The sequence below is a fragment of the Labrys neptuniae genome (assembly GCF_040797145.1).
In the GTDB taxonomy this organism is placed as follows: domain Bacteria; phylum Pseudomonadota; class Alphaproteobacteria; order Rhizobiales; family Labraceae; genus Labrys; species Labrys neptuniae.
Genome location: NZ_JBFNQD010000007.1, coordinates 288,087 through 311,504 on the forward strand (window position 1 = coordinate 288,087; position 23,418 = coordinate 311,504).

General features: G+C 64.6%; 21 protein-coding genes. 11 read left to right on the top strand and 10 right to left on the bottom strand.

Annotated features, from left to right (window positions below):
- Positions 1-129 precede the first annotated feature (129 nt).
- The gene (locus ABXS05_RS21150; protein ID WP_367625292.1) at positions 130-591 is read left to right on the top strand and encodes an FxsA family protein; all 462 of its coding nucleotides are present in this window, start codon (positions 130-132) and stop codon (positions 589-591) included.
- Between the two features lie 208 nt (positions 592-799).
- Here the strand turns inward: ABXS05_RS21150 and ABXS05_RS21155 are convergent, their stop codons facing one another.
- The 6 genes from ABXS05_RS21155 to ABXS05_RS21180 all read right to left on the bottom strand — a co-directional run bounded on the left by ABXS05_RS21155 (position 800) and on the right by ABXS05_RS21180 (position 7,181).
- Positions 800-1,933: a Gfo/Idh/MocA family protein gene (locus ABXS05_RS21155; protein ID WP_311940979.1), complete on the bottom strand. Its 1,134-nt coding sequence runs from the start codon at positions 1,931-1,933 to the stop codon at positions 800-802.
- A gap of 120 nt (positions 1,934-2,053) precedes the next feature.
- A complete protein-coding gene (locus ABXS05_RS21160; RefSeq protein WP_367625293.1) occupies positions 2,054-2,812 on the bottom strand; it encodes a sugar phosphate isomerase/epimerase family protein in 759 nt (252 codons plus the stop codon).
- A gap of 63 nt (positions 2,813-2,875) precedes the next feature.
- Entirely contained in the window at positions 2,876-3,970 is a 1,095-nt protein-coding gene (locus tag ABXS05_RS21165) for an ABC transporter ATP-binding protein (protein WP_367625294.1), read from the bottom strand.
- A gap of 5 nt (positions 3,971-3,975) precedes the next feature.
- Positions 3,976-4,863, bottom strand: coding sequence for a carbohydrate ABC transporter permease (locus ABXS05_RS21170; RefSeq protein WP_311940987.1), 888 nt, complete (start codon positions 4,861-4,863; stop codon positions 3,976-3,978).
- Entirely contained in the window at positions 4,860-5,774 is a 915-nt protein-coding gene (locus tag ABXS05_RS21175; protein ID WP_311940990.1) for a carbohydrate ABC transporter permease, read from the bottom strand. The genes ABXS05_RS21170 and ABXS05_RS21175 overlap by 4 nt, the downstream gene beginning before the upstream one ends.
- Positions 5,775-5,912: 138 nt before the next feature.
- Positions 5,913-7,181 (bottom strand): ABC transporter substrate-binding protein, encoded by a 1,269-nt coding sequence (locus ABXS05_RS21180; RefSeq protein WP_311940993.1) that lies wholly within the window; start codon positions 7,179-7,181, stop codon positions 5,913-5,915.
- A 179-nt stretch (positions 7,182-7,360) separates the two neighbouring features.
- Here ABXS05_RS21180 and ABXS05_RS21185 point away from each other — a divergent pair, with 179 nt between their 5' ends.
- The 9 genes from ABXS05_RS21185 (at position 7,361) to truB (ending at position 18,577) form a co-directional block, all read left to right on the top strand.
- Positions 7,361-8,428, top strand: a complete 1,068-nt coding sequence (locus tag ABXS05_RS21185) for a LacI family DNA-binding transcriptional regulator (RefSeq protein WP_311940996.1) — start codon at positions 7,361-7,363, stop codon at positions 8,426-8,428.
- 146 nt (positions 8,429-8,574) lie between these two features.
- Positions 8,575-9,387, top strand: a complete 813-nt coding sequence (locus ABXS05_RS21190) for a YxiH-YxzG fusion protein (protein ID WP_367625295.1) — start codon at positions 8,575-8,577, stop codon at positions 9,385-9,387.
- Between the two features lie 91 nt (positions 9,388-9,478).
- Complete coding sequence (locus tag ABXS05_RS21195; protein WP_367625296.1) at positions 9,479-10,402, top strand: YxiH-YxzG fusion protein; 924 nt, start codon at positions 9,479-9,481, stop codon at positions 10,400-10,402.
- Between the two features lie 173 nt (positions 10,403-10,575).
- A complete protein-coding gene (rimP, locus tag ABXS05_RS21200; RefSeq protein WP_367625297.1) occupies positions 10,576-11,277 on the top strand; it encodes a ribosome maturation factor RimP in 702 nt (233 codons plus the stop codon).
- 12 nt (positions 11,278-11,289) lie between these two features.
- Complete coding sequence (gene nusA, locus ABXS05_RS21205; protein ID WP_311941008.1) at positions 11,290-12,900, top strand: transcription termination factor NusA; 1,611 nt, start codon at positions 11,290-11,292, stop codon at positions 12,898-12,900.
- A gap of 6 nt (positions 12,901-12,906) precedes the next feature.
- On the top strand, positions 12,907-13,647 hold the full coding sequence (locus tag ABXS05_RS21210) for an RNA-binding protein (RefSeq protein ID WP_367625298.1): 741 nt from the start codon (positions 12,907-12,909) through the stop codon (positions 13,645-13,647).
- Between the two features lie 42 nt (positions 13,648-13,689).
- Complete coding sequence (gene infB / locus ABXS05_RS21215) at positions 13,690-17,037, top strand: translation initiation factor IF-2 (protein ID WP_367625299.1); 3,348 nt, start codon at positions 13,690-13,692, stop codon at positions 17,035-17,037.
- A 197-nt stretch (positions 17,038-17,234) separates the two neighbouring features.
- The gene (gene rbfA, locus ABXS05_RS21220; protein ID WP_311944238.1) at positions 17,235-17,660 is read left to right on the top strand and encodes a 30S ribosome-binding factor RbfA; all 426 of its coding nucleotides are present in this window, start codon (positions 17,235-17,237) and stop codon (positions 17,658-17,660) included.
- Entirely contained in the window at positions 17,657-18,577 is a 921-nt protein-coding gene (gene truB / locus ABXS05_RS21225) for a tRNA pseudouridine(55) synthase TruB (protein WP_311944237.1), read from the top strand. Before rbfA ends, truB begins: the two co-directional genes overlap by 4 nt.
- Before the next feature lie 141 nt (positions 18,578-18,718).
- On the opposite strand, the gene ABXS05_RS21230 is transcribed toward truB, so the two are convergent.
- Both ABXS05_RS21230 and ABXS05_RS21235 read right to left on the bottom strand, forming a co-directional pair.
- Positions 18,719-20,035: a class I SAM-dependent methyltransferase gene (locus ABXS05_RS21230; protein ID WP_311944235.1), complete on the bottom strand. Its 1,317-nt coding sequence runs from the start codon at positions 20,033-20,035 to the stop codon at positions 18,719-18,721.
- 225 nt (positions 20,036-20,260) lie between these two features.
- Entirely contained in the window at positions 20,261-21,187 is a 927-nt protein-coding gene (locus ABXS05_RS21235; RefSeq protein ID WP_367625300.1) for a LysR family transcriptional regulator, read from the bottom strand.
- 93 nt (positions 21,188-21,280) lie between these two features.
- Here ABXS05_RS21235 and ABXS05_RS21240 point away from each other — a divergent pair, with 93 nt between their 5' ends.
- Positions 21,281-22,132, top strand: coding sequence for an NAD(P)H-dependent oxidoreductase (locus ABXS05_RS21240; RefSeq protein ID WP_367625301.1), 852 nt, complete (start codon positions 21,281-21,283; stop codon positions 22,130-22,132).
- On the opposite strand, the gene ABXS05_RS21245 is transcribed toward ABXS05_RS21240, so the two are convergent.
- The gene (locus ABXS05_RS21245; RefSeq protein WP_367625302.1) at positions 22,093-23,010 is read right to left on the bottom strand and encodes a cation diffusion facilitator family transporter; all 918 of its coding nucleotides are present in this window, start codon (positions 23,008-23,010) and stop codon (positions 22,093-22,095) included. The two genes, ABXS05_RS21240 and ABXS05_RS21245, sit on opposite strands and share 40 nt — an antisense overlap.
- A 129-nt stretch (positions 23,011-23,139) precedes the next feature.
- A complete protein-coding gene (locus ABXS05_RS21250; protein ID WP_311944229.1) occupies positions 23,140-23,379 on the bottom strand; it encodes a DUF2934 domain-containing protein in 240 nt (79 codons plus the stop codon).
- Between the last annotated feature and the right edge of the window lie 39 nt (positions 23,380-23,418).

The window sequence follows — 23,418 nt, forward strand, 5'->3', positions numbered from 1 at the left end:
TTCATGCTACCATGAAGGGCAAACATGGCCAGCATGCGGCGTATGCCGTTGCGCAAGGTCTTGCCCAGAGGGAACCGCAAAGACGCATTTTTGGCAAAACGCGTCCTTGCTCCAGGAGAAACGACACCGATGATCGCACGCAGCTTCAATGTTCCCGCTGGCTGGGCATGGCTCGGGCTGGCCGGACTTGTGATCCTGCCCTTCGCGGAAATCGCCGCTTTCGTCTGGGTCGCGAGCCGGATCGGCATCGCGCTTGCGCTGATCGCCCTGGTGGCGACCTCCTTCATCGGCGCCTCGCTGCTGCGCCGGCAGGGCACGAGCGTGTTCTCCCGCCTGATGCGGGCAATGCAGGGCGGTGAGCCGAACAACGGCGCCGCCCGCGAGAGCCTGATGGTGGCGCTCGGCGGTGTCTTGATGATCATTCCCGGTTTCGTCACCGACGTCATCGGCTTCGCCCTCCTTCTGCCGAGCCTGTTGCGGCAGTGGCGCGAAGGGCCGGCTCCTGCCCCTCAGGGGCGCACCGGCACCGCGAGCAGCGATCCCAAGGTTATCGACCTCGGTCGCGACGAATGGAAGCCGGTGGACGAGTAAGGCCGGCCCGCCGCATGCGACGAGTACGCATGCCGTTCGTCTCCCAGACAGGCTCGACCTTTGTCATTGCCGGGCCTCGACCCGGCAATCCAGCTTCAAGCGCCGGGCCGCTGGATGCCCGGGTCGAAGCCCGGGCATGACAAAGGTCAGCGTTTTTTCACGAAGAAGCCGTTGGTCGGAAGCTAGAGCCGCTGATCGACGGCCAGCTTCAGGCCAGCAGTCCCCTCGCCTCCTCGTCGCCGAGCGGCGCGGGCCGCTCGCAGCCCTGTTCGATCAGCACCGGCCGCTTCTGCTCGGCGGCGGTGAGGATGCCTTCCATCACCGCAAGGACGTGCAAGCCGATCTCGCCGCTGGCACGATGGGGACGGCCGTCGATGATGCCCCGTGCCATGTCGGCGAGGCCGAGGCCGCGATAATTGGCATTGACGGGATGGTCGGCCGGCCAGTTCGGCTGGCCGAACCGGTCGCCGGACGAAGCATGGCTTTCCCAGGCTTCGCGTGGGCGGGCCAGCGAAACCTCGCCGCCGAACCAGTTGGGATCGGGCACGCGCAGCGACGCGTCGGTGCCGTGCAGCTCGATCGGCTGCTGGCCATGGGCCCAGACATCCCAGCTTGCCAGGAAGGTGATCTGCGCACCGGACTTGAAGGCAAGCAGGGCCTGGATGCTGGTGGGCGTCTCCACCGCGATGCTCTGTCCCTTGAAGGGCGAGCCCTCCGTGGTCACCACCCTCTCCGCAAAACCGCTCTGGCTGAGGGCCATCACCGAAGCGACCGGCCCCAACAGGTTGACCAGGGTGGAGAGATAATAGGGGCCCATGTCGAAGACGGGCCCGGCGCCGGGTTTGAAGAAGAACTCCGGATTGGGGTGCCAGTGCTCCATGCCATGGCCGAGCACGGCGGCCGTGCCGATCAGCGGCCGGCCGATCTCGCCCGCATCGATCCGCAGCCTCGACTGCTGGATGGCGGCCCCCAGCACGGTATCGGGCGCGCAGCCGACCCTCAGCCCCTTCGATTTCGCCGCCTCCATCAGCGCAACGCCGTCGGTGAGGCGTGTGGCGAGCGGCTTTTCACCATAGACGTGCTTGCCGGCCGCAATCGCGGCGCGCGAGACCTCGGCATGCGCCTCGGGCACGGTAAGGTTGAGCACGATGTCGACATCGTCACTCGCCAGCAGCGCCTCGATGCTGCGCCGCTGCAGGTTGTATTTCTGGGCCTGTTTCTTGGCTGCTTCCTCCCTGAGGTCGGCGCAGGCGACGAAATCGAAATCGCGAAACAGGGCGGCGTTGAGAAGGTAGATGTCCGAAATATTGCCGCAGCCGATCAATCCGACGCGTAAGGGCATGGTGGTCTCCAGGAACTTTGGTGCGCCGGACTTCGGACCCGGCATAATTCTTCAAAATCAGGTGCCGGTCCCACGACATCGACAGTCAGTCGATGTCGCTGAGAAGGCCGGCGCACTGCGTCACACGCCGGCCAGCTTGCGCATGGCCTCGCCGCTCACCGTGGCAAAACGCTTGAGGTCCGAGGGATTGTCGTGCTCGGCAACCATGATCTCCGCGCCCGCGGCCACGCAGAGCGGCCAGATCGTCGCCCAGTCGACCACGCCGGTGCCGACATCGGCCCAGCCATCCTCATTGACCTTCTCGCCGGCCGGCGCGATGTCCTTGACATGGACGAGCGGCATGATGGCGCCATAGCGCGCGATCCAGGGCTTGGGATCGGCATTGGCCCGTACGATCCAGGCGATGTCCGCTTCCCACTTCACGCCCTCGACCAGCAGGTGCTCGATCGGATAGGAGCCATCCGGCAGGGCGATGAACTCGAAATCATGGTTGTGCCAGGCAAAGGCGTAGCCGGCCTGGCTGGCCTTGCGCGCCACAGCCGCCAGCCGGGCGCCGAACGCCTTCCATCCCGCCGCATCCCTCGGGCGGGCATCGGGCATCAGATAGGGCGCCACGATGGTTTCGATGCCCAGCGCCTCGGCAATGCGAAGATTTCCATCGAAATCGGCCTCCAGGGCATCGATGCCGAAATGGCCGCTCTTGGCGGTCAGGCCGAACTGCTTGAACAGCCGGGCCGCGGCGGGCACGTCCTGGTAGAAGGCGCCATAGGGCTCGACATTGCTGAAGCCGGCCTCGGCGATCGTCCTGAGCTGCCCCTCGAGCGGTGGGAAGTTGCGGCCCGAATAGAGCTGGAACGACAGGGGATATTGCAGAGCCATGATAGATCCTTTCATGAAATGAGAAAAATCAACGGGTTGGGTGGCAATTGCGGCAAAGCTTCTTCACAGGCGCTCTCCGCTTTCCGCGTCGAACAGCGAGGCGCGCCCGACATCGAAATGAAAACCGATCTCGTCGCCGGGCCCGCTTTCATTGTCGCCGTCGACGCGAATGGTGGCGGGCTTGCCGGCAAAGCTGGTCCACAGCACCGTCTCGGCGCCCATCGGCTCGACGATGTCGATCCTGCCGCGAGCCGCATGCCGTCCCGCCGATGCAGGACCGACATCGATATGCTCGGGCCGAATGCCCAGTACCGCCTTGCGTGCGCCGGGATCGGCAGAGAATGCGTAGGCTGCAAGGTCGATGCTCTCGCCGGCGGCCTGGAAACGCCAGCCTCCCGGCCCGCCCGTAAGCTCGCCTTCGACGAAGTTCATGCCGGGCGAGCCGATGAAGCCCGCCACGAACTGGTTGGCCGGCTTGTGGTAGATCTCGAGCGGGCTCGCCAATTGCTGGATGACGCCGCCCTTCATCACGGCGATGCGGTCGGCCAGGGTCAGGGCTTCGATCTGGTCATGCGTGACATAGATCATGGTGTTGCCGAGGCTCTGGTGGAGCTTCTTGATCTCGACCCTCAGCTCGTTGCGCAGCTTGGCATCGAGGTTGGACAGCGGTTCGTCGAAAAGGAAGACGTCGACATTGCGCACCAGGGCGCGGCCGATGGCGACACGCTGGCGCTGGCCGCCCGACAATTCGGAGGGCTTGCGCTGCAGCAGCGGATCGAGATGCAGGAGCCTGGAGGCCTTGGCGACACGCGCGGCGATCTCCGCCTTGGGCACGCGGGCCATTTTCAGGCCGAAGGACATGTTGCCCTCCACGCTCATGCGCGGATAGAGCGCGTAGGATTGAAACACCATGCCGATGCCGCGGTCGGCCGGCTCGGCCCAGGTGACGTTCTTGCCGGAGATCCAGATCTCGCCATCGCTGATCTCCAGCAGGCCGGCGATGGCGTTCAGCAAGGTGGACTTGCCGCAGCCCGAGGGTCCGAGCAGCACGATGAACTCGCCCTGGCGGATGTCGAGCTGGAGATTGTCGATGACGGACACGGCACCATAGCGGATCGACAGGTCCTTGACGGTGACGGAGGAAGGCGTGGTGTGCATGCGCTTTATCCCTTCACCGCGCCGGCTGCGATGCCGCGCACGAACCAGCGTCCGGAGACGAAATAGACGATGAGCGGCACGGAGGCGGTCAGCAGGGTCGCCGCCATGTTGACGTTGTAGGCCCGCTCGCCCGTGGTTGAATTGACGATGTTGTTGAGTTGCACCGTCATCGGCACATTGTCTCGCCCAGCAAAAGTCAGGCCGAGGATGAAGTCGTTCCAGATGCCGGTGACCTGCAGGATGGCGGCCACGATCAGCATCGGCGTCGACATCGGCAGGATGACGTGGAAGAAGATCTGCCAGAAGCCGCCGCCATCCACGCGTGCCGCCTTGAACAATTCGGCCGGCAGGCTGGCATAGTAATTGCGGAATATCAGCGTCATCAGCGGCATGCCGAAGATGGTGTGCACGATGACGATGCAGGGCAATGTCCCGAAGATGTTGGCCCATGCAAATATCCGGATGAAGGGATAAATGAAGACCTGATAGGGAATGAAGGCGCCGATCAGGAGCACGCCGAACAGGAGGTTGGCGTATCGCACGTTCCATAGCGACAGAGCATAGCCATTCACGGCGCCCGCAGCGATGGAGATAACGAGGCTAGGCAAGAGGATCTTAACTGAATTGAAGAAACCGACACTAATTCCACTGTGGACAAGGCCCGTACTCGCACTCGACCAGGCCTTGCTCCAGGCGGCGAGATCGAAGGCCAGCGGCAGGGCGAAGATCTGGCCCTGGCGGATCTCCTCCATGGTCTTAAGCGAAGTCAGCACCATCACCACGGCGGGCAGCAGGAAGAAGGCTGCTGCCACGACGAGGAAGACATAGAGGCCGATGCGGCCGGGGGTCAGGCGGGCCGGCTTGCGCCCGCGTGGTGTCTCTAGGGCGCTCATGCCGGCCTCCGCGACTGCCGGCGGAAATAGGTATGGTAGAGCCATGGCGAGACCACGCAGATCACCGTGATCAGCATCACCGTCGAGGCCGCCGTGGCGAGGCCGATATTCTGGCGCTGGCCGAGATTGTCCATCACGAATTTGGCCGGCATTTCCGAGGCCGTACCCGGCCCACCATTGGTGAGGGCGACCACGAGGTCATAGACCTTGATCACAGCGATGGAGAGCAGCACGGTGGCCGTGGTGATGGTGGGGGTCAGGATCGGCAGGATGATGGAGACATAGACCCGCCAGGTCGGGATGCGGTCGATCTTCGCCGCCTTCCACAATTCGCTGTCGACGCCGCGCAGGCCCGCCAGCATCAGCGCCATCACCAGGCCGGAAGCCTGCCAGATTGCGGCAATCACCAGCGCAAACACGGCGAGCTTCGAATTCACCGCCCAGTCGAAGGTAAAGCTCGTCCAACCCCAGTTGCGCACCGTGTTCTGGATGCCGAGATTGGGGTTCATCAGCCACTGCCAGACCAGGCCCGTGACGATGAAGGACATCGCATAGGGATAGAGGAAGATGGTACGGAACGTGTTCTCGAAGCGGATCTTCTGGTCGAGCGCCACCGCCAGCAGGAAGCCGACGATCAGGCAGCAGACAATGAAGAGCACGCCAAAGACGGCCAGATGCCACACCGAAACCTGCCAGCGATCCGAGGCAAACAACCGGACATACTGATCCAAACCGACAAAATTGTAGACCGGCAGCAGCTTGGAACCGGTGAAGGAGATGACGATCGTCCAGATCACCGTGCCGATATAGGCGGCGACGACGATGATCCAGGCCGGTATCAAGGCCAGCGCCGCCATGCTCAGACGGTGGGGCCGACGATGTGGACGCGACAATCTTGCAGGCTCGGCCATTGCGACCTCCTTCAGGATCCGTCTTGCGGTGGGAATTGGGGCCCGGTCTTCTCGGCGATTTGACGGAAAAGTCGCAATCGCGAGACCGGCTTGCCGGTGCGCAGGCCGGGCGGGCCCGAAGACCCGCCCCAGAGGAGCTTACTGCGCCGACTTCAGCGCATCCGCGAACTTGGCGGTGAACTCGTCCGGCGTCTGGCTCTTGTTGTTCCAGAAATTGGTGATGACATCCTCGAGCGCTCCAACCAGATCGGCACTGGCCAGCATGTCGATCACCGGTGTCTGATGCGCAGGATCGGCGAGCAGCTTCATGCCCTTCTGCGCGCATAGATCGAACTTGCTGGCGTCGACGTCGGTGCGCACCGGCATCGAGCCTTTCTGGATATTGAACAGCACCTGGGTCTCAGGCGACAGCATGGTCGAAGCGAGGAGGTTCTGCGCCTTGACCTGGGCTGCATCGGTCGTCTTGGGGAAAACGAAGACGTCGCCGCCGATCACCAGTTCCTTGTCGTCGATGCCGATCTGGCAGTAGAAATCCTTGCCGGCCTCCTTGTTGGCCGCCTTGAATTCACCTTTGGCCCAATCACCCATGAACTGCACGCCGGCCTTGTTGGTGATCAGGAGAGCCGTGGTATCGTTCCAGTTGCGTCCTGGCGACCCGGCATCGGTGTAGGCACGCAACTTGCCGAAAATCTCGACCGATTTCTTGAACTCGGGCGTATCGATAGCGGTGGCATCGTTCTTGGCATAGAGCCGCATGAACGTGTCCTTGCTGACCGATTGCAGCACGACATTGAACAGCAGGCGCTCCTGCCAGGGCTCGCCACCTTGTGCCAGCGGCGTAAAGCCGGCCGCCTTGATCTTGTCGAGAGCGACGAAGAAATCGTCCCAGTTGGTGGGCACTGCGGTGACACCGGACTTGTCGAGCACTTCCTTGGAATAGAAAGCCCAGTTCTGGCCATGCACGTTCACCGGAACGGCATACATATGCCCCTCCCGGCTCGCGGCTTCGATGAAGGAAGGCGGCAGGAAGCTCTTCCACTTGCCTTCCTCGGCAACCTGGTCGACGGTGTTGAGCAGGCCCTGGCTGACCAGATCGTCGAACTGCTTGCCGGTGTTGAACTGCGAGGCCGTGGGCGGATTGCCGCCGACGATGCGATTGATTGCAGCGGAGCGCGCGGCCTGGCCGCCGGCAACCGCCGAGTCGACCCAAATACCGCCGGCCTTGGTGTACTGGTCGGCGAAGACCTTCACGGCCGCCGCCTCGCCGCCCGATGTCCACCAATGCATCACTTCGGCCTTGGGCTTGTCCTGCGCCACGGCCGGCCCAGCGAGCGCCAGCGCAGCAAGTGCACCGACAAGCATGGAACGCACCGGAGCCCGTTGCGGAATCGCCCTCAATTTTTCCATGGACATCCTCCCTAAAGGATCGCATGCTGTGTTTATGTAATCGATTGCACGCGTCGGGATATTGATTGCGATCGGGGTTCGTGTCAAGGGGATTGACTCAGGGCTCCGGTCGCACCCGCAACAGGCAGATGGCAGAGCTTTTTCGAAGTTTTGCCAGCAGGTTGGAGAACGGTGGTCCCATGCCGCCCGCCAAGGAACGCACCAGACGCATCCAGAGACGCGCACCGCGCGATGTCTCCAAGACCCGCATCGGCGACGTCGCCCGCGCCGCCGGCGTCTCGACTGCCACCGTCAGCCGCGCCCTCACCTTTCCTGATCGTGTCCAGGCCGAGACGCGTGAGCGCGTGCTAGCTGCCGTGCGCGAACTCGGCTATATCCCCAACAGCGCTGCGCGGCAGTTGCGCGCCGGTTCTTCCCGCACTGTGCTGGTGGTCGTCGGCCCCCGCCGCAATCCGCCTTTTTTCAGCGAGGTTCTCCGGGGCATCGACGTCGCCCTCTCCCAAGCCGGCTATGCCGTGCTGATGGGCAATCTCGACAGCATCGATGGCAAGGAGAAATATCTGGTCGACCTCGTCTTCGGCGGCCATATCGACGGTGCCCTGGTGCTTGCCTCGACGGTGCCCTCGCATGCCGGCCGCACCATTGCCGATTCCGGCCTTCCTATCGTCGGCATCTGCGCCGAGACGGACGTTCCCGGCATACCGGCGGTGGTGGTCGACGACGAGGTCTGCTGCCGGGCCCAAACCCGCTATCTTCTCGACAGGGGCCATCGGCATCTGGCCTATCTCGCAGGCCCCAGGGGCAACTACAACGAACGCCATCGTTATGCCGGCTTCCAGGCCGAGATCGCCGCCGCCGGCCTTGGAGCCGACGATTTCGTGCGCTTCGAGGGCAATTACGACTTCGCCTCCGGCGTCGCCTCGGGCAGGGCCTTCCTGGCCCTCGACCGCCGGCCGACCGGCGTGGTCGCCACCAGCGACGAAATGGCGATCGCCTTCATGACGACCATCCGCCGCGGCGGCCTCAAGGTGCCGCAGGATGTGTCCATCGTCGGCTTCGACGGCATCGAGTTCGGCGATTTCGTCGAGCCCACCCTGACCACCATTCGCCAGCCGCGCTTCGAACTCGGTTCCACCGGCGCAGCTCTGCTCCTGGCGATGATGCGGGGCGAAACCGTCCCCGACCGCCTGACCATGCTGAAGGGTGCGCTCGACGAGCGGGAGAGCGCAGGATCGGTGATCGAGTGAGTGGCAGCGAGGGCAATAGAACGGCAAGATCGAAGATCGCCCCCTCCAGCACCGTTCCTCTGCCGGGGCGCGGGTCCGGTTGGTTCGAACTTGCCTACGCAGTCACCTTGGATGGCCGGCTGGCCTGCCTCGATACGAATCGTGACATGCTGGCCCTGGGGGACGAGCCATCCCCCAAACCCATGTCGACGACAGGCAGGCTCACGAGCTTCGACGGCGAGTGGCGGGGAAATCAAACGCATTTTCCCTTGGAATTCGACTATCCGGCTTTCGACGAATTGCCGGGCGGTGGCTGGATCGTCGCCGATGCGCGCTGTCGCCAGGGGCAGGACAATGCCCGCCATCTGGCCGAGGACGGCACCGTGCTGCGGCATTTGTGCCTGGGCGATGCCATCGAACATCTGCAATGCGACGACGAGGGCAGGATCTGGTGCGGCTATTGGGACGAAGGCGCCTTGATCAATCGCGCCTGGGGCCGAGGAGGGCCGGGCATGCCGGCCAGCGGCCTGATGCGCTTCGACACCGACGGAACTGCGTTGTGGTCGCAGGGCATGGCCCGGGCTGGTTTGCCGATGGTGGACTGTTATGCGCTCAATGTCGGGCGCAGGGAGATCTGGAGCTGCTACTATACCGATTTTCCCCTCCTGCGCGTCGACGGGTCCGGCTATTGCCAGCTCTGGTCGAATGAGATCAGCGGTGTCAAAGCCGTCGCCATCGATCGCCACCTCGGCCTGCTGATCGGCGGCTATGGAGAAGACAGCCACCGCATCGCGCTGTTCCGGCGTGGCGGCCATGAGATCACGATTCTCGCCACCTTCGATCTCGACCTCGGCTATAGCCGCGAAAAGCCGGCGCGGCTGTTTGCGGCCCGCCACGACATGTTGCATGTCGTGTGGAACGAGCAATGGCACCGCCTGAGCGTGATGGATGTGGCTCTGGCCGCCGGGGTCTATTACTGAAACAGGCACAGGCCTCTCGCCGCTCCGTCAAATATGCGGATCCCCTTCCCCAATTCCTGCGTTCGGTGCCATGGCAGTCCAATCCAGAACAATGCAGGGCCTGTCGATTCCCCTGCCTTCCCCGGAAAACGGCTGGTTCGACATCAGCCAGGCCGTAACGCAGGCGGGGGCGCTCGCCATGCTGCAGGCCGATTGCGATGTCGCGGCGCTGTTTCGAGCCCGCAAGCCCTTGCCGGCCGGGGCGCGGGCACGCTTGTTCAGCTTCGACGGCAAGGCACGGGGCAAAACGGCGGAATTCGCCCTGGAGGACTGGTTTCTCCTTGTCGACCAGTTTCCCGATGACAGCTGGATCGTTGCTGGTGCGCGATGCCCGGTCGGACATGACAATGCCCGCCACCTTGCGGCCGATGGCACGCTCATCGGCCGCTTCTGCCTCGGCGACGGCATTCAGCATCTGCAATGCGACACGGATGGCGGCATCTGGTGCGGCTATTTCGACGAGGGCGTCTACGGCAATCTGGGATGGGGCAATGCCGGCGGGCCCGAGCCGATCGGCGCCCCCGGCTTGCGGCGTTTCGATTGCCAGGGCCGTCCGTCCTGGTCCTATTCCTGGGAGGGTACGGGCTCCGTCATCGACGACTGCTACGCCCTCAATGTCAGCGGCAACCAGGTTTGGGCTTACTACTACTCCGACTTTCCAATCATGCGGATCGACGAAACCAGGCAATGCCGCCAATGGCAGACACCGATCCATGGCGCCGGCGCGGTTGCGGTGGATGGCTCCCTGGCCATGCTCGTGGGGGGATATGGCAAGGCCACCGACCTCGTCCTGCTGCGCTTGGGAACCGATGGCGCGGAAGTGCTGACGGAAGAAATCGCCGGCATCGCCTTCGACCGGGAGAACGCTCCTTCGCTCTTCCAGGCTCGGCACGACACCATGCATGTCGTCCAGGCCGGGCAATGGCGCAGGTTCAGCGTCGCTCAAGCGGCCGAGGCGGCTGGAATTGTCCCCTGAAATGGGCTTTGCGCGTCGCTCATCAACAAGGTGAACAAATCCTTCCTTGCATGACGGCAAAAAATCCCTATATTGCGCCTGTCTCGATGAGACATCTCATAGATGGTCCACTGGATCATTGGTTTTGAGAGTGGGCCCCACCCGGGACCCGCTCTTTTTGTTTCGAGGGTTGCGTGACCGAACCCGAAGCCATTGTCAGCCAGGCCGATTCGTCGGCCGACGCGTTGAACGAACCGCGCCGTCTCACCGAGACGGGCGTTGCCGCGCGCGTGGCAGAAATCACCGAGCGCACCATCCTGCCGCTCGGCTTCCGTCTCGTGCGGGTGCGCCTCAACGGTAATAATGGCGGCACCGTGCAGATCATGGCCGAACGCCCCGACGGCACCATGACGGTGGAGGATTGCGAGCTGATCTCCAAGACGCTCTCGCCCGTCCTCGACGTCGACGATCCGATCGGCAAGGCCTATCACCTGGAGGTCTCCTCGCCGGGGATCGACCGCCCGCTGGTGCGCGTCAGCGACTTCCAGCGCTGGGCCGGGCACGAGGCCAAGATCGAGATGACCCTGATCGTGGCCGGCCGCCGCCGGTTCCGGGGCATCCTGCTGGGCGCCGAAGGCAACAAGGCCAGGATCCGCCGTATCGATGCCGGCCCCGGTGAGGCCACCGACGTGGAATTGAAGGTCGATGAGATGAGCGAAGCCCATCTCATTCTGACCGACGCGCTGGTGACGGAATCGCTGCGCCGGGCCAAGGCTGCTTCCAAGGCGCTGGCCGCACAACTCGAGGCTCAGGAAGCCGCCGAGCTGGAATCGGACGACAGCTCCGATCCGGAATCGCCGTCCAAGCAGCCGCATAGACAACCAAAAACCCGCTGAGAGGAAAGAATCATGGCCGTCAGCGCGAACCGCCTGGAACTGTTGCAGATTGCCGACGCCGTCGCCCGCGAGAAGGTGATCGATCGTCAGATCGTGCTCGCCGCGATGGAAGACGCGATTCAGAAGGCCGCCCGCTCGCGCTACGGCCAGGAGACGGAAGTCCGGGCCGAGATCAATCCCAAGACCGGCGAGATCCGCCTGTCGCGGCTGCTGCAGGTGGTCGACCAGATCGAGAACGACGCCGTCCAGATCCTGCTCGAAGACGCCCGCCGGAAGAACCCGGCCGCGCAGGTCGACGACTGGATCGCCGAAACCCTGCCGCCCTTCGATTTTGGCCGCATCGCCGCCCAGTCGGCCAAGCAGGTCATCGTGCAGAAGGTGCGCGAGGCCGAGCGTGACCGCCAGTTCGACGAATTCAAGGATCGCGTCGGCACCGTGGTGAACGGCCTGGTCAAGCGCGTGGAATATGGCAATGTCGTCGTCGATCTCGGCCGCGGCGAAGCCGTGGTGCGCCGCGACGAGTTGCTGCCGCGCGAAGTCTTCCGCCCCGGCGACCGTATCCGCGCCTATCTCTTCGACGTGCGCCGCGAGCAGCGCGGTCCGCAGGTCTTCCTGTCGCGCACCCATCCCCAGTTCATGTCCAAGCTCTTCGAGCAGGAAGTGCCGGAGATCTATGACGGCGTGATCGAGGTGAAGGCCGTCGCCCGTGATCCCGGTTCGCGCGCCAAGATCGCCGTGATCTCGCGCGATTCCTCCATCGATCCGGTCGGCGCCTGCGTCGGCATGCGCGGCTCGCGCGTGCAGGCGGTGGTCGGCGAACTGCAGGGCGAGAAGATCGACATCATCCCCTGGTCGCCTGATGTGGCCACCTTCATCGTCAACGCGCTGCAGCCGGCCGAAGTGTCGAAGGTGGTGCTGGACGAGGATTCCGAGAAGATCGAAGTCGTCGTGCCCGAGGCCCAGCTGTCGCTGGCCATCGGCCGCCGCGGCCAGAACGTGCGCCTCGCCTCCCAGCTCACCGGCTGGGACATCGACATCCTCACCGAGGCCGAGGAAAGCGAGCGCCGCCAGAAGGAATTCGTGCAGCGCACCCAGACCTTCATGACCGCCCTGAACGTCGACGAGGTCGTCGGCCAGCTGCTTGCCTCCGAAGGTTTCCGCACCGTCGAGGAAGTCGCCTATGTCGACCCCTCCGACGTATCGTCGATCGAAGGCTTCGACGAGGAGACGGCCGAGGAGATCCAGACCCGCGCCCGCGATTACCTCACCGCCGTCGAGGAAGAATTCGATGCCAAGCGCAAGGCGCTCGGCGTGGAAGACGAACTGAAGACGGTCGAGGGCGTCTCCACCGCCATGCTGGTGGCGCTGGGCGAGAACGACGTGAAATCGGTCGAGGACCTTGCCGGTTGCGCCACCGACGATCTCGTCGGCTGGACCGAGCGCAAGGATGGCGAGACCACCAAGCATGCCGGCTATCTCGATGCCTTCGAACTCAGCCGCGACGAGGCCGAGGCGATCATCATGGCCGCCCGCATCAAGGCAGGTTGGGTCGAGGCTCCTGCTCCGGCCGAAGAAGAGCCCGCCGAGGAAGAAGCCTCCACACTCTCCGAGCATGGAGCATGACCCATAGTGCTGACAGAACGCATCGAGGATGACGATGACCGCCGGGCGCGCGAGCGCCTGTGTGCGGCCACGCGCCTCGTGCGTCCTGTCGATACGCTGATACGCCTCGTCGCAGCGCCCGACGGCACCCTGACCCCGGATCTCAAGCGCGTCCTGCCCGGACGCGGCGTCTGGGTCACCGCCAACCGTGCCAGCGTCGAGGAAGCCATGCGCAAGCGGGCCTTCGCCCGCCTGCTCAAACGCCCGGTCGAGGTGCCGACCGATCTACCCGATGTCATCGAGCGGCTCCTGCGCAAGGCGGCCCTCGACATGCTCAGCTTTGCCAACAAGGCCGGACTCGTACTCTCCGGCTTCGCCAAAGTGATGGATGCCATCGACTCCGAACGTGTTTCACGCCGCCTCGTGGCCGTGATTCAAGCGCGTGACGGTGCCGAAGACGGTGGCCGCAAGCTTGCACAAGCCGTCAAACGGGCCTATTGGGATAAAAATGCACCAAACTTCATTACGATTTTCGATTCTGCCCATTTGGATTTGGCATTAGGGCGGACAAATGTGATACATGCTGCGCTCTGCGCGGGCCCGGCGGTTACCGGATTCCTGGATCGCGTTGCAGCGCTTGCTTTCTGGCAGGATGGCGGACTGGCTTCGGCTGAACCACATCCATCCTCCGAAGCCCCGCTGCAGGCGGACGACGAACCCTCAACGCAAGATGCCGCCCCGTCGCAAGACGGCGACGACGTCAGCTGAACTTTCGAATGAAACGGGGCGACCCGCAGGATTTGGCACGGAATGACTGATACGAAAAACCCGGGCGATACGCTGACTGTTCCGCCCACCAAGACGCTGACACTGAAGCGGCCCTCGAGCGCGCCGGATACGGTTCGCCAGAGCTTTTCGCATGGCCGCTCGAAGACTGTCGTCGTCGAGACGGTGAAGCGCCGTCCGTCAGGCCCCGTTACACCGCCTGCCGCGCCGCCGCCTGCCGCGCCGCCCCCGCGCCAGGCCGCCCCCGTCGCGCAACCTCCGCGGCCGGCCGCACCTCCGGCGGCGGCAGTGCCCCAGCCGGCTCCGCCTCCGCGCGCTGCCGAGCCGGCGCCCGCACCGCCGCCCGTGGAAGCGCCCAAGGCCCCGACGCCCGCGCCGGTTCAGCCCGCGCCGGCCGCTGTCGAGAAGCCTGCCGCTCCGGTGGCTGCCGCTCCGGCTCCGACCCCGCAGGCAGAAGCACCGGCCCCGCGTCCCGCGGCCCAGGCTCCGGCTGCAGCGCCCCCGGCGGCTCCTCGCCCCGCGGCTCCCGCCGCTGCCGCTCCCCCGGCACCGCGTCCGGCCGCTCCCGCCCCGGGACGTTCCGGTGGGCCCCAGCAGGGTGGACGGCCCGGACAGCCGATGGGAGGCCGCCCCCAGGGGCAGCGTCCGAACCGTCCGGGTGCCGGCATGGTTCTGCGCACGCTCTCCAGCGAGGAAATGGATGCCCGCACCCGCGTGCTGGCCGAAGCCCGTGTCCGCGAAGCCGAGGAGCGCAAGCGCGCGGCCGAGGAAGCGGTGCGCCGCGCGGCCGAGGAAGCTCGCCGTGAGGAAGAGCGCAAGGCCGCCGAAATCCGCAAGCGCGAAGAAGAAGAGCGTCATCGCCGCGAGGAAGAAACCCGCCGTCATGGCGAGGCCGAGGCACGACGCCATCTTGGCGAAGCCACACCTGCGCCCCGCGAAGGGGCCGCACCGGCCCGGCCGAGCGGCTATGGCGACCGGCGCGAAGGCTCCGGCGATCGTTTCGGTGACCGGCGCCCGCCGCGCGAAGGCGGTTCCGGCTTCGGTGACAGGCGTCCCCGTGAAGGCGGCGCAGGGCCGGCCGGTGAACGCCGCGGTCCGCCGCGTGAAGGCGGTTCGGGCTTTGGCGAGCGCCGTGGTCCGCCGCGTGAGGGTGGTGGCTTCGGCGAACGCCGTGGTCCGCCGCGCGAGGGCGGCGCCGGTTTCGGTGAACGTCGTGGTCCGCCGCGCGAAGGCGGTGGCGGCTTCGGTGACCGCCGTCCCGGCGGCTTCGGTGCCAATCGCGGCGCCACGGCCTTCACCCCTTCGGAGCCGGCCATCACGCCGCCCGCCGGCCGCAATGTCGGTGGACCGGTTCGTGCTCGCGCCGTTGCGGATGACGATGACGGCAACCGTGGCGTTCGTCGCGGCCCCAGCGGCGCCGGGCGTGGCAATGCCGCCGCGCCGCGTCGCGAGGCAACCCCGCGCACGACCGAACAGAAGGGCCGCGGCCGCCTGACCGTCACCAGTGCGACCGGGGACGAGGACGAGCGTACGCGCTCCGTCGCCTCCTTCCGCCGCCGCACCCAGCGCATGACCGGCCATCGCCATGTCGAGGCCAAGGAAAAGATCATGCGCGAGGTGGTGATTCCGGAAGCGATCACCATTCAGGAACTCGCCAACCGCATGTCGGAACGCGCGGTCGACGTCATTCGCCTGCTGATGAAGCAGGGCGAAATGAAGAAGATCAACGACGTCATCGACGCGGATACGGCGCAGCTGATCGTTGAAGAGCTTGGCCACACCGCCAAGCGCGTCTCGGAAGCGGACGTCGAGGAAGGCCTGTTCGACGAGGCCGACATCGACGATCATCTGGAGCCGCGCCCACCGGTCGTGACCATCATGGGCCATGTCGACCACGGCAAGACCTCGCTGCTGGATGCCATCCGCTCGGCCAATGTCGTCTCCGGCGAAGCCGGCGGCATCACCCAGCATATCGGCGCCTATCAGGTGACGTCGCCGCTCGGCGGCAAGGTGACCTTCATCGACACGCCCGGCCACGCCGCCTTCACCGCCATGCGCGCCCGCGGCGCCAAGGTGACGGATATCGTGGTGCTGGTGGTGGCAGCCGATGACGGTGTCATGCCGCAGACGGTGGAAGCCATCAATCACGCGGCTGCCGCCAAGGTGCCGATGATCGTGGCGGTCAACAAGATCGACAAGCCCGATGCCAAGCCCGAGCGCGTGCGCACCGAGCTTCTCCAGCACAACGTCCAGGTCGAAAGCATGGGCGGCGAGACCCTCGAAGTCGAGGTTTCCGCCAAGCAGCGCACCAATCTCGACAAGCTGCTGGAAGCCATCCAGCTGCAGGCCGAGATCCTCAACCTGCAGGCCAATCCCGATCGTGCGGCCGAAGGCACCGTGATCGAAGCCAAGCTCGATCGCGGCCGGGGTCCGGTGGCGACCGTGCTGGTTCAGCGCGGCACGCTCAAGGTCGGCGACATCGTCGTCGCCGGCGCCGAATGGGGCCGCGTGCGCGCCCTGGTCAGCGATATCGGCGCCACCATGCCGGCCGCCGGCCCGTCGGTGCCGGTCGAGGTGCTCGGCTTCAACGGCACGCCGGAAGCGGGTGACCGCGTCGCGGTGGTCGAGAACGAGGCTCGTGCCCGCGAGATCACCGAATATCGCGAGCGCCAGAAGCGCGAGAACGCCGCCGTGCGCCTGTCGACCGGCCGTGGCTCGCTCGCCGACATGATGGCGGCCGTCAAGGCCGGCACCGGTGCCCGCGAATTGCCGCTGGTCGTCAAGGCCGACGTGCAGGGTTCGGTGGAAGCCATCATCGGTGCCCTCGACAAGGTGGGCAATGACGAAGTGAAGGCACGTGTCATCCATTCGGGTGTCGGCGGCATCACCGAGTCGGACATCACCTTGGCCGAGGCCTCGGGCGCTGCCGTCATCGGCTTCAATGTGCGTGCGCATAAGGAAGCCCGCGAGGCGGCCGAGCGTACCGGTACCGAGATCCGCTACTACAACATCATCTACAACCTCGTGGATGACGTGAAGGGCGTGCTCTCCGGCCTGCTGGCACCGACCCTGCGCGAGGAATTCCTCGGCAACGCCCAGATCCTTGAAGTGTTCAACATTTCGAAGGTCGGCAAGGTCGCCGGCTGCCGCGTTACCGACGGCCATGTCGAGCGTGGTGCCAATGTCCGCCTCATCCGCGACAACGTCGTCATCCACGAAGGCAAGCTGTCCACGCTCAAGCGCTTCAAGGACGAGGTCAAGGAAGTCCAGGTCGGCCAGGAATGCGGCATGGCCTTCGAGAACTACCAGGACATGCGCTCGGGCGACGTCATCGAGTGCTATCGCGTCGAGGAAATCAAGCGTACGCTCTGATCGGTCTCGGCAGAAAATCAAGCAATGGCCGGGTTTCGCCCGGCCATTGCTGTTTTATGAAGAATGAATCCGCCTGTTCGTCATTGCGCGCTCTGCCAATCGGTTCGATTGGCATGGCGCAGCAATCCAGTCTTGTTGCCTGATCGAGACTGGACTGCTTTGCTGCGCTCGCAATGACGCGATCTGGACCACGAACCATGCCCCGTCTTACCCCCTCCTCCTCCAAGGCCCCTTCGCAGCGTCAGCTCCGCGTCGCGGAACTGATCCGCCATGCCATTGCGGACATCCTGCAGCGCGGCGAAATCATGGATCCCGTGCTCGAAGGCAAGGTCATCACCGTGCCCGAGGTCAGGATGTCGCCCGATCTCAAGGTCGCCACCGTCTATGTGATGCCGCTGGGCGGCGGGGACGGCGAGGCCGTGATCAAGGCGCTGGCCTCCCATGCCAAATATCTGCGCGGCCTGATCGCCCGCCGGGTGACCATGAAATACGCCCCCAATTTCCGCTTCCTCATCGATACGACCTTCGACTACGCCTCCAAGGTCGATACGCTCCTGCGCCAGCCGGACGTCAGCCGCGATCTCGAGCAAAAGCTGCCGGGCCAGGAGGAGGACGAGGAATGAGCGCTCCCCGTTCTACCCGTGTCGAGGTCAATGGCTGGATCATCCTCGACAAGCCCGTCGGCATGACCTCGACCCAGGGCGTCTCGGTGGTCAAGCGCGTGTTCAACGCCAAGAAGGCGGGCCATGCCGGCACGCTGGATCCCCTGGCCTCCGGCATCCTGCCCATCGCGCTGGGCGAAGCGACCAAGACGGTCCCCTATGTCATGGACGGCCGCAAGGTCTATCGCTTCACCGTGGCCTGGGGCGTGGAGACCAATACCGACGACACCGAGGGCGGCCCCGTGGCAACCTCCGACGCCAGGCCTGAAAGGGCCGAGGTCGAGGCTCTGCTGCCGCGCTATACCGGCGTGATCAGCCAGGTCCCTCCGCGTTTTTCCGCCATCAAGATCGATGGCGAGCGCGCCTATGACCTGGCGCGTGACGGCGAGGAGGTCGAACTCGAGGCCCGCAACATCGAGGTGCACGCCCTGCGCATCGTGGAATACTCCCGCGAGGCCACCACCTTCGAGGCGGAGTGCGGCAAGGGCACCTATGTCCGGGCGCTTGCCCGCGACATGGGCCGGGATCTCGGCTGCTACGGCCACGTCACCGCCCTGCGCCGGGCAGTGGTCGGCACCTTCGACGAGCATGATGCGGTGACGCCGGACGAACTGCGCGCCATGAAGGAAGGTGCCACCGATCTGCCGCCACTGGCGGAAGCCTTGCTGCCGGTCGAAACCGCCCTCGAGGCCTTGCCGACCCTGGTGGTTTCCCAGCACGACGCCGGCCGCCTCGCCCGCGGCCAGGGCGTGATCCTGCGCGGACGCGACGCGCCGGTCTTTGAAGGCGTGGCGGCAGTGATGTCCGGCGGCACGCTGGTCGCCCTCGCCGAACTCGATAGCGGCGAATTGCTGCCCAAGCGCATCTTCAGACTATAGGGCGTCGTGCCAAACGGCGGGCACCGGTTTTTGGCAAAGACGACGATGCAACAGTCCCTACGGCATCGGACCTGGCCCCTGAACCGAGTCCGATGCCTTCATGTCTCGCAGGCCGATGCATTTACGACAGACAGCGGACATTCAGACTTCCTGAAACCACTCCGCTCTTCGCAGGGGCAGGATCGATGGACCATGAATGCGCCGGGTTGCCACGGTCTGGAACACATTGATACCGCCGCGCTGGAAACTGATGCAGCACATCGACAAATAGAGCAGCCATAGCCTCGTGCGTTCCCAGCCGACCATGGCGCGGGCCCTCTCCCGGTTCGCCCAGAGATTGTCGACCCAGCGCTTGAGGGTCAGGTAAAAATGCATGCGCATCGGCTCGATGTCGTGGATTTCGAAGCCATGCCGCTCCAGATTGGTCGCGGTCATGCCGATATGGTCCATCTCGCCCCCCGGGAAAATATAGCGACGGATGACCCTCATATAGGCCGTTTCCCGGCCGAACTTGGACATGTCGAACAAGGCACGCCGCACGCTGGCCTGATGGAGATAGCGGCCGTCGGGGGTCATCAGGTCACGCATGTGGATGAAATGGCGGTCGTGATTCTTCAGCCCCACATGCTCGAACATCTCGATCTGCGCGACCGCATCGAACTGCCCCGATGGCTCGATGTTGCGATAATCGCGCAATTCTACCTTGACCTTGTCTCCCAGCCCCTCCCGTTCGATTTTTGCCTGGCAGAATTCCAGCTGGCGCTGCGCCAGCGTCACGCCATAGGCCGTGACGCCGTAGTGCCTGGCGGCGTGGCAGACCAGCCCGCCCCAGCCGCAACCGATGTCGAGCAATCGGTCACCGGGTTTCAGCTGAAGCTTCTGGCAGATACGGTCGAGCTTGGTCCGCTGCGCATCTTCGAGCGAGGCTTCCGGGCTGGGGAAATAGGCCGCCGAATAGACCATCTCGGGATCGAGGAACAATTGATAGAACTCGTTCGAGACGTCGTAGTGGAACTGGATCAGTTCCTTGTCGTCCCGCCCCTTGGCATAGTGCATCGGGACGGAGCCATCGAAGCTGGGCAGCGGGGCTGCCTTGGCCATGCGGCCGAACAGGAAGGGCGTGGCAAACCCCAACAACTTCATTTTGGGGAATGACCGCCCCGTGGCGAGTGCCTTGCTGTGATTCCAGCGTGCCGCCGCCTGGAGGGGACTTCCGCCGACGATATCGACTTCCTGTTCGGCGTATAGCTCGAACAGCGTCATCAGCCTCGGGCGCGTCAACATCCGGCGTATCGCCTCGGGCGAGCGCAACACGAAGCGGATATCGTCTCTGGCATGAGGTCCGAGCGGCAGAACTTCGCCGTTCCACAATTCGAGGCTGAGATCCGCCCCAAGCTTGTCGGCGACCTCCCCGACGAGCCTACGCGTAACTGCAAGACGCTTTTCTTCCAGATTCATGGGCGCCGCTTCATGGGTTGGGAGGTCTGGCTGCACTCACCCCACCCGGCGTGAAGGCAATGCAGCGACGCGTCCCGAATCGATTGGCTCGGGCAAACGTCTCTCCATCCCTCTTTTGACAGGTTTGATATTACCTGCAACCCAGAGGTGCATTATCTCGCCATCGCAAGGAACCGGAACGATGCGCGGCTGAGGCGCACGGCCATAGCGTTAGGACGACAGCCCTCAGGGGGCCTTGGCGTCGATGCCCGGCAGGCGGGCAATCGCGCCGACGAGAAATTCGATCAACAGCCTGACACGCGCAATGCCGGCGCGTTCGGGCACGATGAGCATGTTCAAAGGTGTCGGCAGCGGCGCATAGTCAGGCAGGATCGGCTCCAGCCGCCCTTGCTCCAGGAGATCGTCGACCAGCCAGACATGGGTCGGGCCGAAACCGCGGCCGGCAGCAAACGCTTCGCGCGCCGCAAGTCCGTGGTCGACCTGCAGGCGACCACCGAAGGGCACGGCATGGCGGCTTCCGTCCGGCCCCTCGAGAACGAGCGTCTCGCTGCCCGCGATGTTCGACATGCGTATGCCCTCGAGGCCTGCCAGGTCCTCCGGAGTCTCGGGCCGGCCGTGCCGGGCCAGAAAGTCCGGCGCTGCCACGAGGACCCGCCGGCTTCGGCCCAGCGACCGCCTCTTCATCGAACTCTCGCTCAGCGGTCCGAGCCGCAGCGCCAGGTCGACTCCTTCTCGGACGAGATCGATTCGCTCGTCCGTGAGACTGAATTCAACCCTGATGTCGGGATGACGATCCTGGAAGGCGAAGAGCAGGCGGGCAATATGCCGAACCCCGAGAGCCGCCGTGCAGGACAGGCGCACCGTGCCGGCATGCTCGCCATGCCCCTGTCGCGCCTCGTCGCCGGCCTGCTCGACGAGACGCAGGATCTGGACGGCATGGGCATAGTAACGGCTGCCCTCCTCGGTGATAGAGACACGCCGGGTCGTGCGGCTGAGAAGAGCCACGCCCAGCGCATCCTCGAGCTCGCTCAGGTGCCGCGTGACACTGGACTGGCCGATATTCAGTTCGCGCGCGACCGCCGAGAAGTTTCCACGCTCGGCGACACGGACAAAGCTGCGTATGCGCTCCAGAGTGACGTCTGATTTATCCATAATCCGGCACAATATTATGCATTCTCTCGATGTAGCGGATTATAGGAACCTTCCCTAGCTTTGAGGAATGATTTCTCATTCCTGGAAACACCCATGAAAGTCCTGCTCGTCTTCGCACACCCCGAACCCCGCTCGCTCAACGGAAGGCTCCGCGACGTCGCCATCGCCGAACTCGAGGCCCAGGGCCACGAAGTTCGCCTCTCCGACCTCTATGCCGACAACTGGAAATCCGAGGTCGACCAGGCCGATTTTCCGGCACTGGAAGCCGAAGCCAGGCTGATGCCGGTGCAAGCCTCCAAGAAGGCCTTCGAGGCCGGCACGTTGACCGACGACGTCAAGGCCGAGATCGAGAAATTGCTCTGGGCCGATGTCCTCATCCTGCAATTTCCCCTCTGGTGGTTCACCATGCCGGCCATCCTCAAGGGCTGGGTCGACCGCGTCTTCGCCTATGGTTTCGCCTATGGCGTGGGTGAGCACAGCGAGCGGCGCTGGGGGGACCGGTATGGCGAAGGAAGCCTGGCCGGCAAGCGCGCGATGCTGATCGTGACGGCCGGAGGCTGGGAAGAGCATTACACGCCGCGCGGCATCAATGGCCCGATCGACGACCTCCTGTTCCCGATCCACCACGGCATTCTCTATTATCCCGGCTATGACGTGTTGCCGCCCTTCGTGGCCTATCGCGCCGATGGCCTCAAGGAAGCGGGTTTCGAGCCCCTGGCCGAACGCCTGCGCGACAGGATGCGAACGCTGCAATCGACATCGCCCATCCCCTACCGGCGCCAGAATGCCGGCGACTATCTGATCCCGACCATGCAGCTGCGGGCCGGGCTCGAGACGCTAGGCGAAACCGGCTTCTCGCTGCATCGGCGCGGCCGTCGATTGAGCCTGCCGGATCCGGATAGCCGTTACAGCCTGGTTTCGCCTTCGGCCTCACGCAATGCCTGATCCTCGGTCTGGATCGTGACATGGCCGATGCCGAACTCATGCTCGACCAGCTCACGCGCCGCCACCAGCACCTCGCGCGCCCTCGCCATGTCGGCCAGCACCAGATGGCCGCTCATGGCATCGAGCCCCGAGGTGATCGTCCACACATGCAAATCATGCACGGCGACCACGCCGGGAATTTCGGCCAGCTTCTTCTCGAGCAGCGCGAGATCCACCTCGGGCGGCGTCCCTTCCATCAGGATGTGCACCGCCTGCTTCAGCAGGATCCAGGTGCGTGGCACGATGAACAGGCCGATCCCCGCGCCGATGATGGGGTCGACCAGCGTCCAACCCGTCAGCATCACCACGAGGGCGGCCAGGATGACGCCGAGGGAGCCGAGCATGTCCGACAGCACCTCGAAATAGGCACCCTTGACGTTGATGCTCTCCGAGGAACCGCCGGACAGGAGCTTCATGCTGATCAGGTTGACCACCAGCCCTGTCGCGGCAACGGCCAGCATCGGGCCGCCAAGGATCTCGGGCGGATTGCGGAAGCGCTCATAGGCCTCATAGAGAATGTAGACGGTCAGCAGCAGCAGCACGACGGCATTGGTCAGCGCCGACAAGACCTCCGTCCGGACATAGCCATAGGTCTTCTGCGGCGTGGCGGGCCGTTCGGCGAAACGGATGGCGATCAGGGCCAGGGCCAGGCCGCCGGCATCGGTCAGCATATGCGCGGCATCCGCCAGCAAAGCGAGGCTGCCGGTCCACAAGCCACCGACCACCTCGGCCACCATGAAGGCCGCGGTCAAGGCAAGGGCAGCCAGCAAACTGCCCTTGTGGCGGCCAGCGGCCGTCTCTCCGCGCGAGACCGCCCCGTGCGCGTGCCCGTGTCCCATCCTAACCCCTCGCCACTGCCGCAACCCCAATGCCGCGGCACAGGAGGGACCCTAACTCCTCTAGCCGCTAGAGAAGCAAGGCCCAAAGGCGATGGACAATGCGAATGTCCGGCAAGCCGCCGACACGGCTCAATGTTTGCGGGTCTTGGGCTTGGCAACAGCAGGGACAGCCTTTTCCTCCGGCTCCCCCTTCTCATTCAGCTCGTGCACGTCATAGAAACGGGAGGTCAGCGTCGATTTTGCCTCCTCGCCGACAATGAACTTCTTGGCCATCTCCCAGTGGCGAAGATCGCTGCCTTCCGGACAGCCTTCGCGCAGCCAGATCTCGTAGGCCTTCATTCGAATACGCTGTTCGGTCGTGTGTGGCATTGCTGCGCTCCCTCGTCGCGTTGTACGGGGCGGCACGGG

Coding starts and splice junctions, on each gene's coding strand:
- ABXS05_RS21175 (WP_311940990.1), bottom strand. CDS start 5,774: ATGGCCGAGCCTGCAAGATTGTCGCGTCCACATCGTCGGCCCCACCGT.
- ABXS05_RS21150 (WP_367625292.1), top strand. CDS start 130: ATGATCGCACGCAGCTTCAATGTTCCCGCTGGCTGGGCATGGCTCGGG.
- ABXS05_RS21190 (WP_367625295.1), top strand. CDS start 8,575: ATGCTGGCCCTGGGGGACGAGCCATCCCCCAAACCCATGTCGACGACA.
- ABXS05_RS21170 (WP_311940987.1), bottom strand. CDS start 4,863: ATGAGCGCCCTAGAGACACCACGCGGGCGCAAGCCGGCCCGCCTGACC.
- ABXS05_RS21235 (WP_367625300.1), bottom strand. CDS start 21,187: ATGGATAAATCAGACGTCACTCTGGAGCGCATACGCAGCTTTGTCCGT.
- ABXS05_RS21180 (WP_311940993.1), bottom strand. CDS start 7,181: ATGGAAAAATTGAGGGCGATTCCGCAACGGGCTCCGGTGCGTTCCATG.
- ABXS05_RS21155 (WP_311940979.1), bottom strand. CDS start 1,933: ATGCCCTTACGCGTCGGATTGATCGGCTGCGGCAATATTTCGGACATC.
- ABXS05_RS21165 (WP_367625294.1), bottom strand. CDS start 3,970: ATGCACACCACGCCTTCCTCCGTCACCGTCAAGGACCTGTCGATCCGC.
- ABXS05_RS21245 (WP_367625302.1), bottom strand. CDS start 23,010: ATGGGACACGGGCACGCGCACGGGGCGGTCTCGCGCGGAGAGACGGCC.
- ABXS05_RS21250 (WP_311944229.1), bottom strand. CDS start 23,379: ATGCCACACACGACCGAACAGCGTATTCGAATGAAGGCCTACGAGATC.
- truB (WP_311944237.1), top strand. CDS start 17,657: ATGAGCGCTCCCCGTTCTACCCGTGTCGAGGTCAATGGCTGGATCATC.
- ABXS05_RS21160 (WP_367625293.1), bottom strand. CDS start 2,812: ATGGCTCTGCAATATCCCCTGTCGTTCCAGCTCTATTCGGGCCGCAAC.
- ABXS05_RS21185 (WP_311940996.1), top strand. CDS start 7,361: ATGCCGCCCGCCAAGGAACGCACCAGACGCATCCAGAGACGCGCACCG.
- ABXS05_RS21230 (WP_311944235.1), bottom strand. CDS start 20,035: ATGAATCTGGAAGAAAAGCGTCTTGCAGTTACGCGTAGGCTCGTCGGG.
- nusA (WP_311941008.1), top strand. CDS start 11,290: ATGGCCGTCAGCGCGAACCGCCTGGAACTGTTGCAGATTGCCGACGCC.
- ABXS05_RS21195 (WP_367625296.1), top strand. CDS start 9,479: ATGCAGGGCCTGTCGATTCCCCTGCCTTCCCCGGAAAACGGCTGGTTC.
- ABXS05_RS21240 (WP_367625301.1), top strand. CDS start 21,281: ATGAAAGTCCTGCTCGTCTTCGCACACCCCGAACCCCGCTCGCTCAAC.
- rbfA (WP_311944238.1), top strand. CDS start 17,235: ATGCCCCGTCTTACCCCCTCCTCCTCCAAGGCCCCTTCGCAGCGTCAG.
- infB (WP_367625299.1), top strand. CDS start 13,690: ATGACTGATACGAAAAACCCGGGCGATACGCTGACTGTTCCGCCCACC.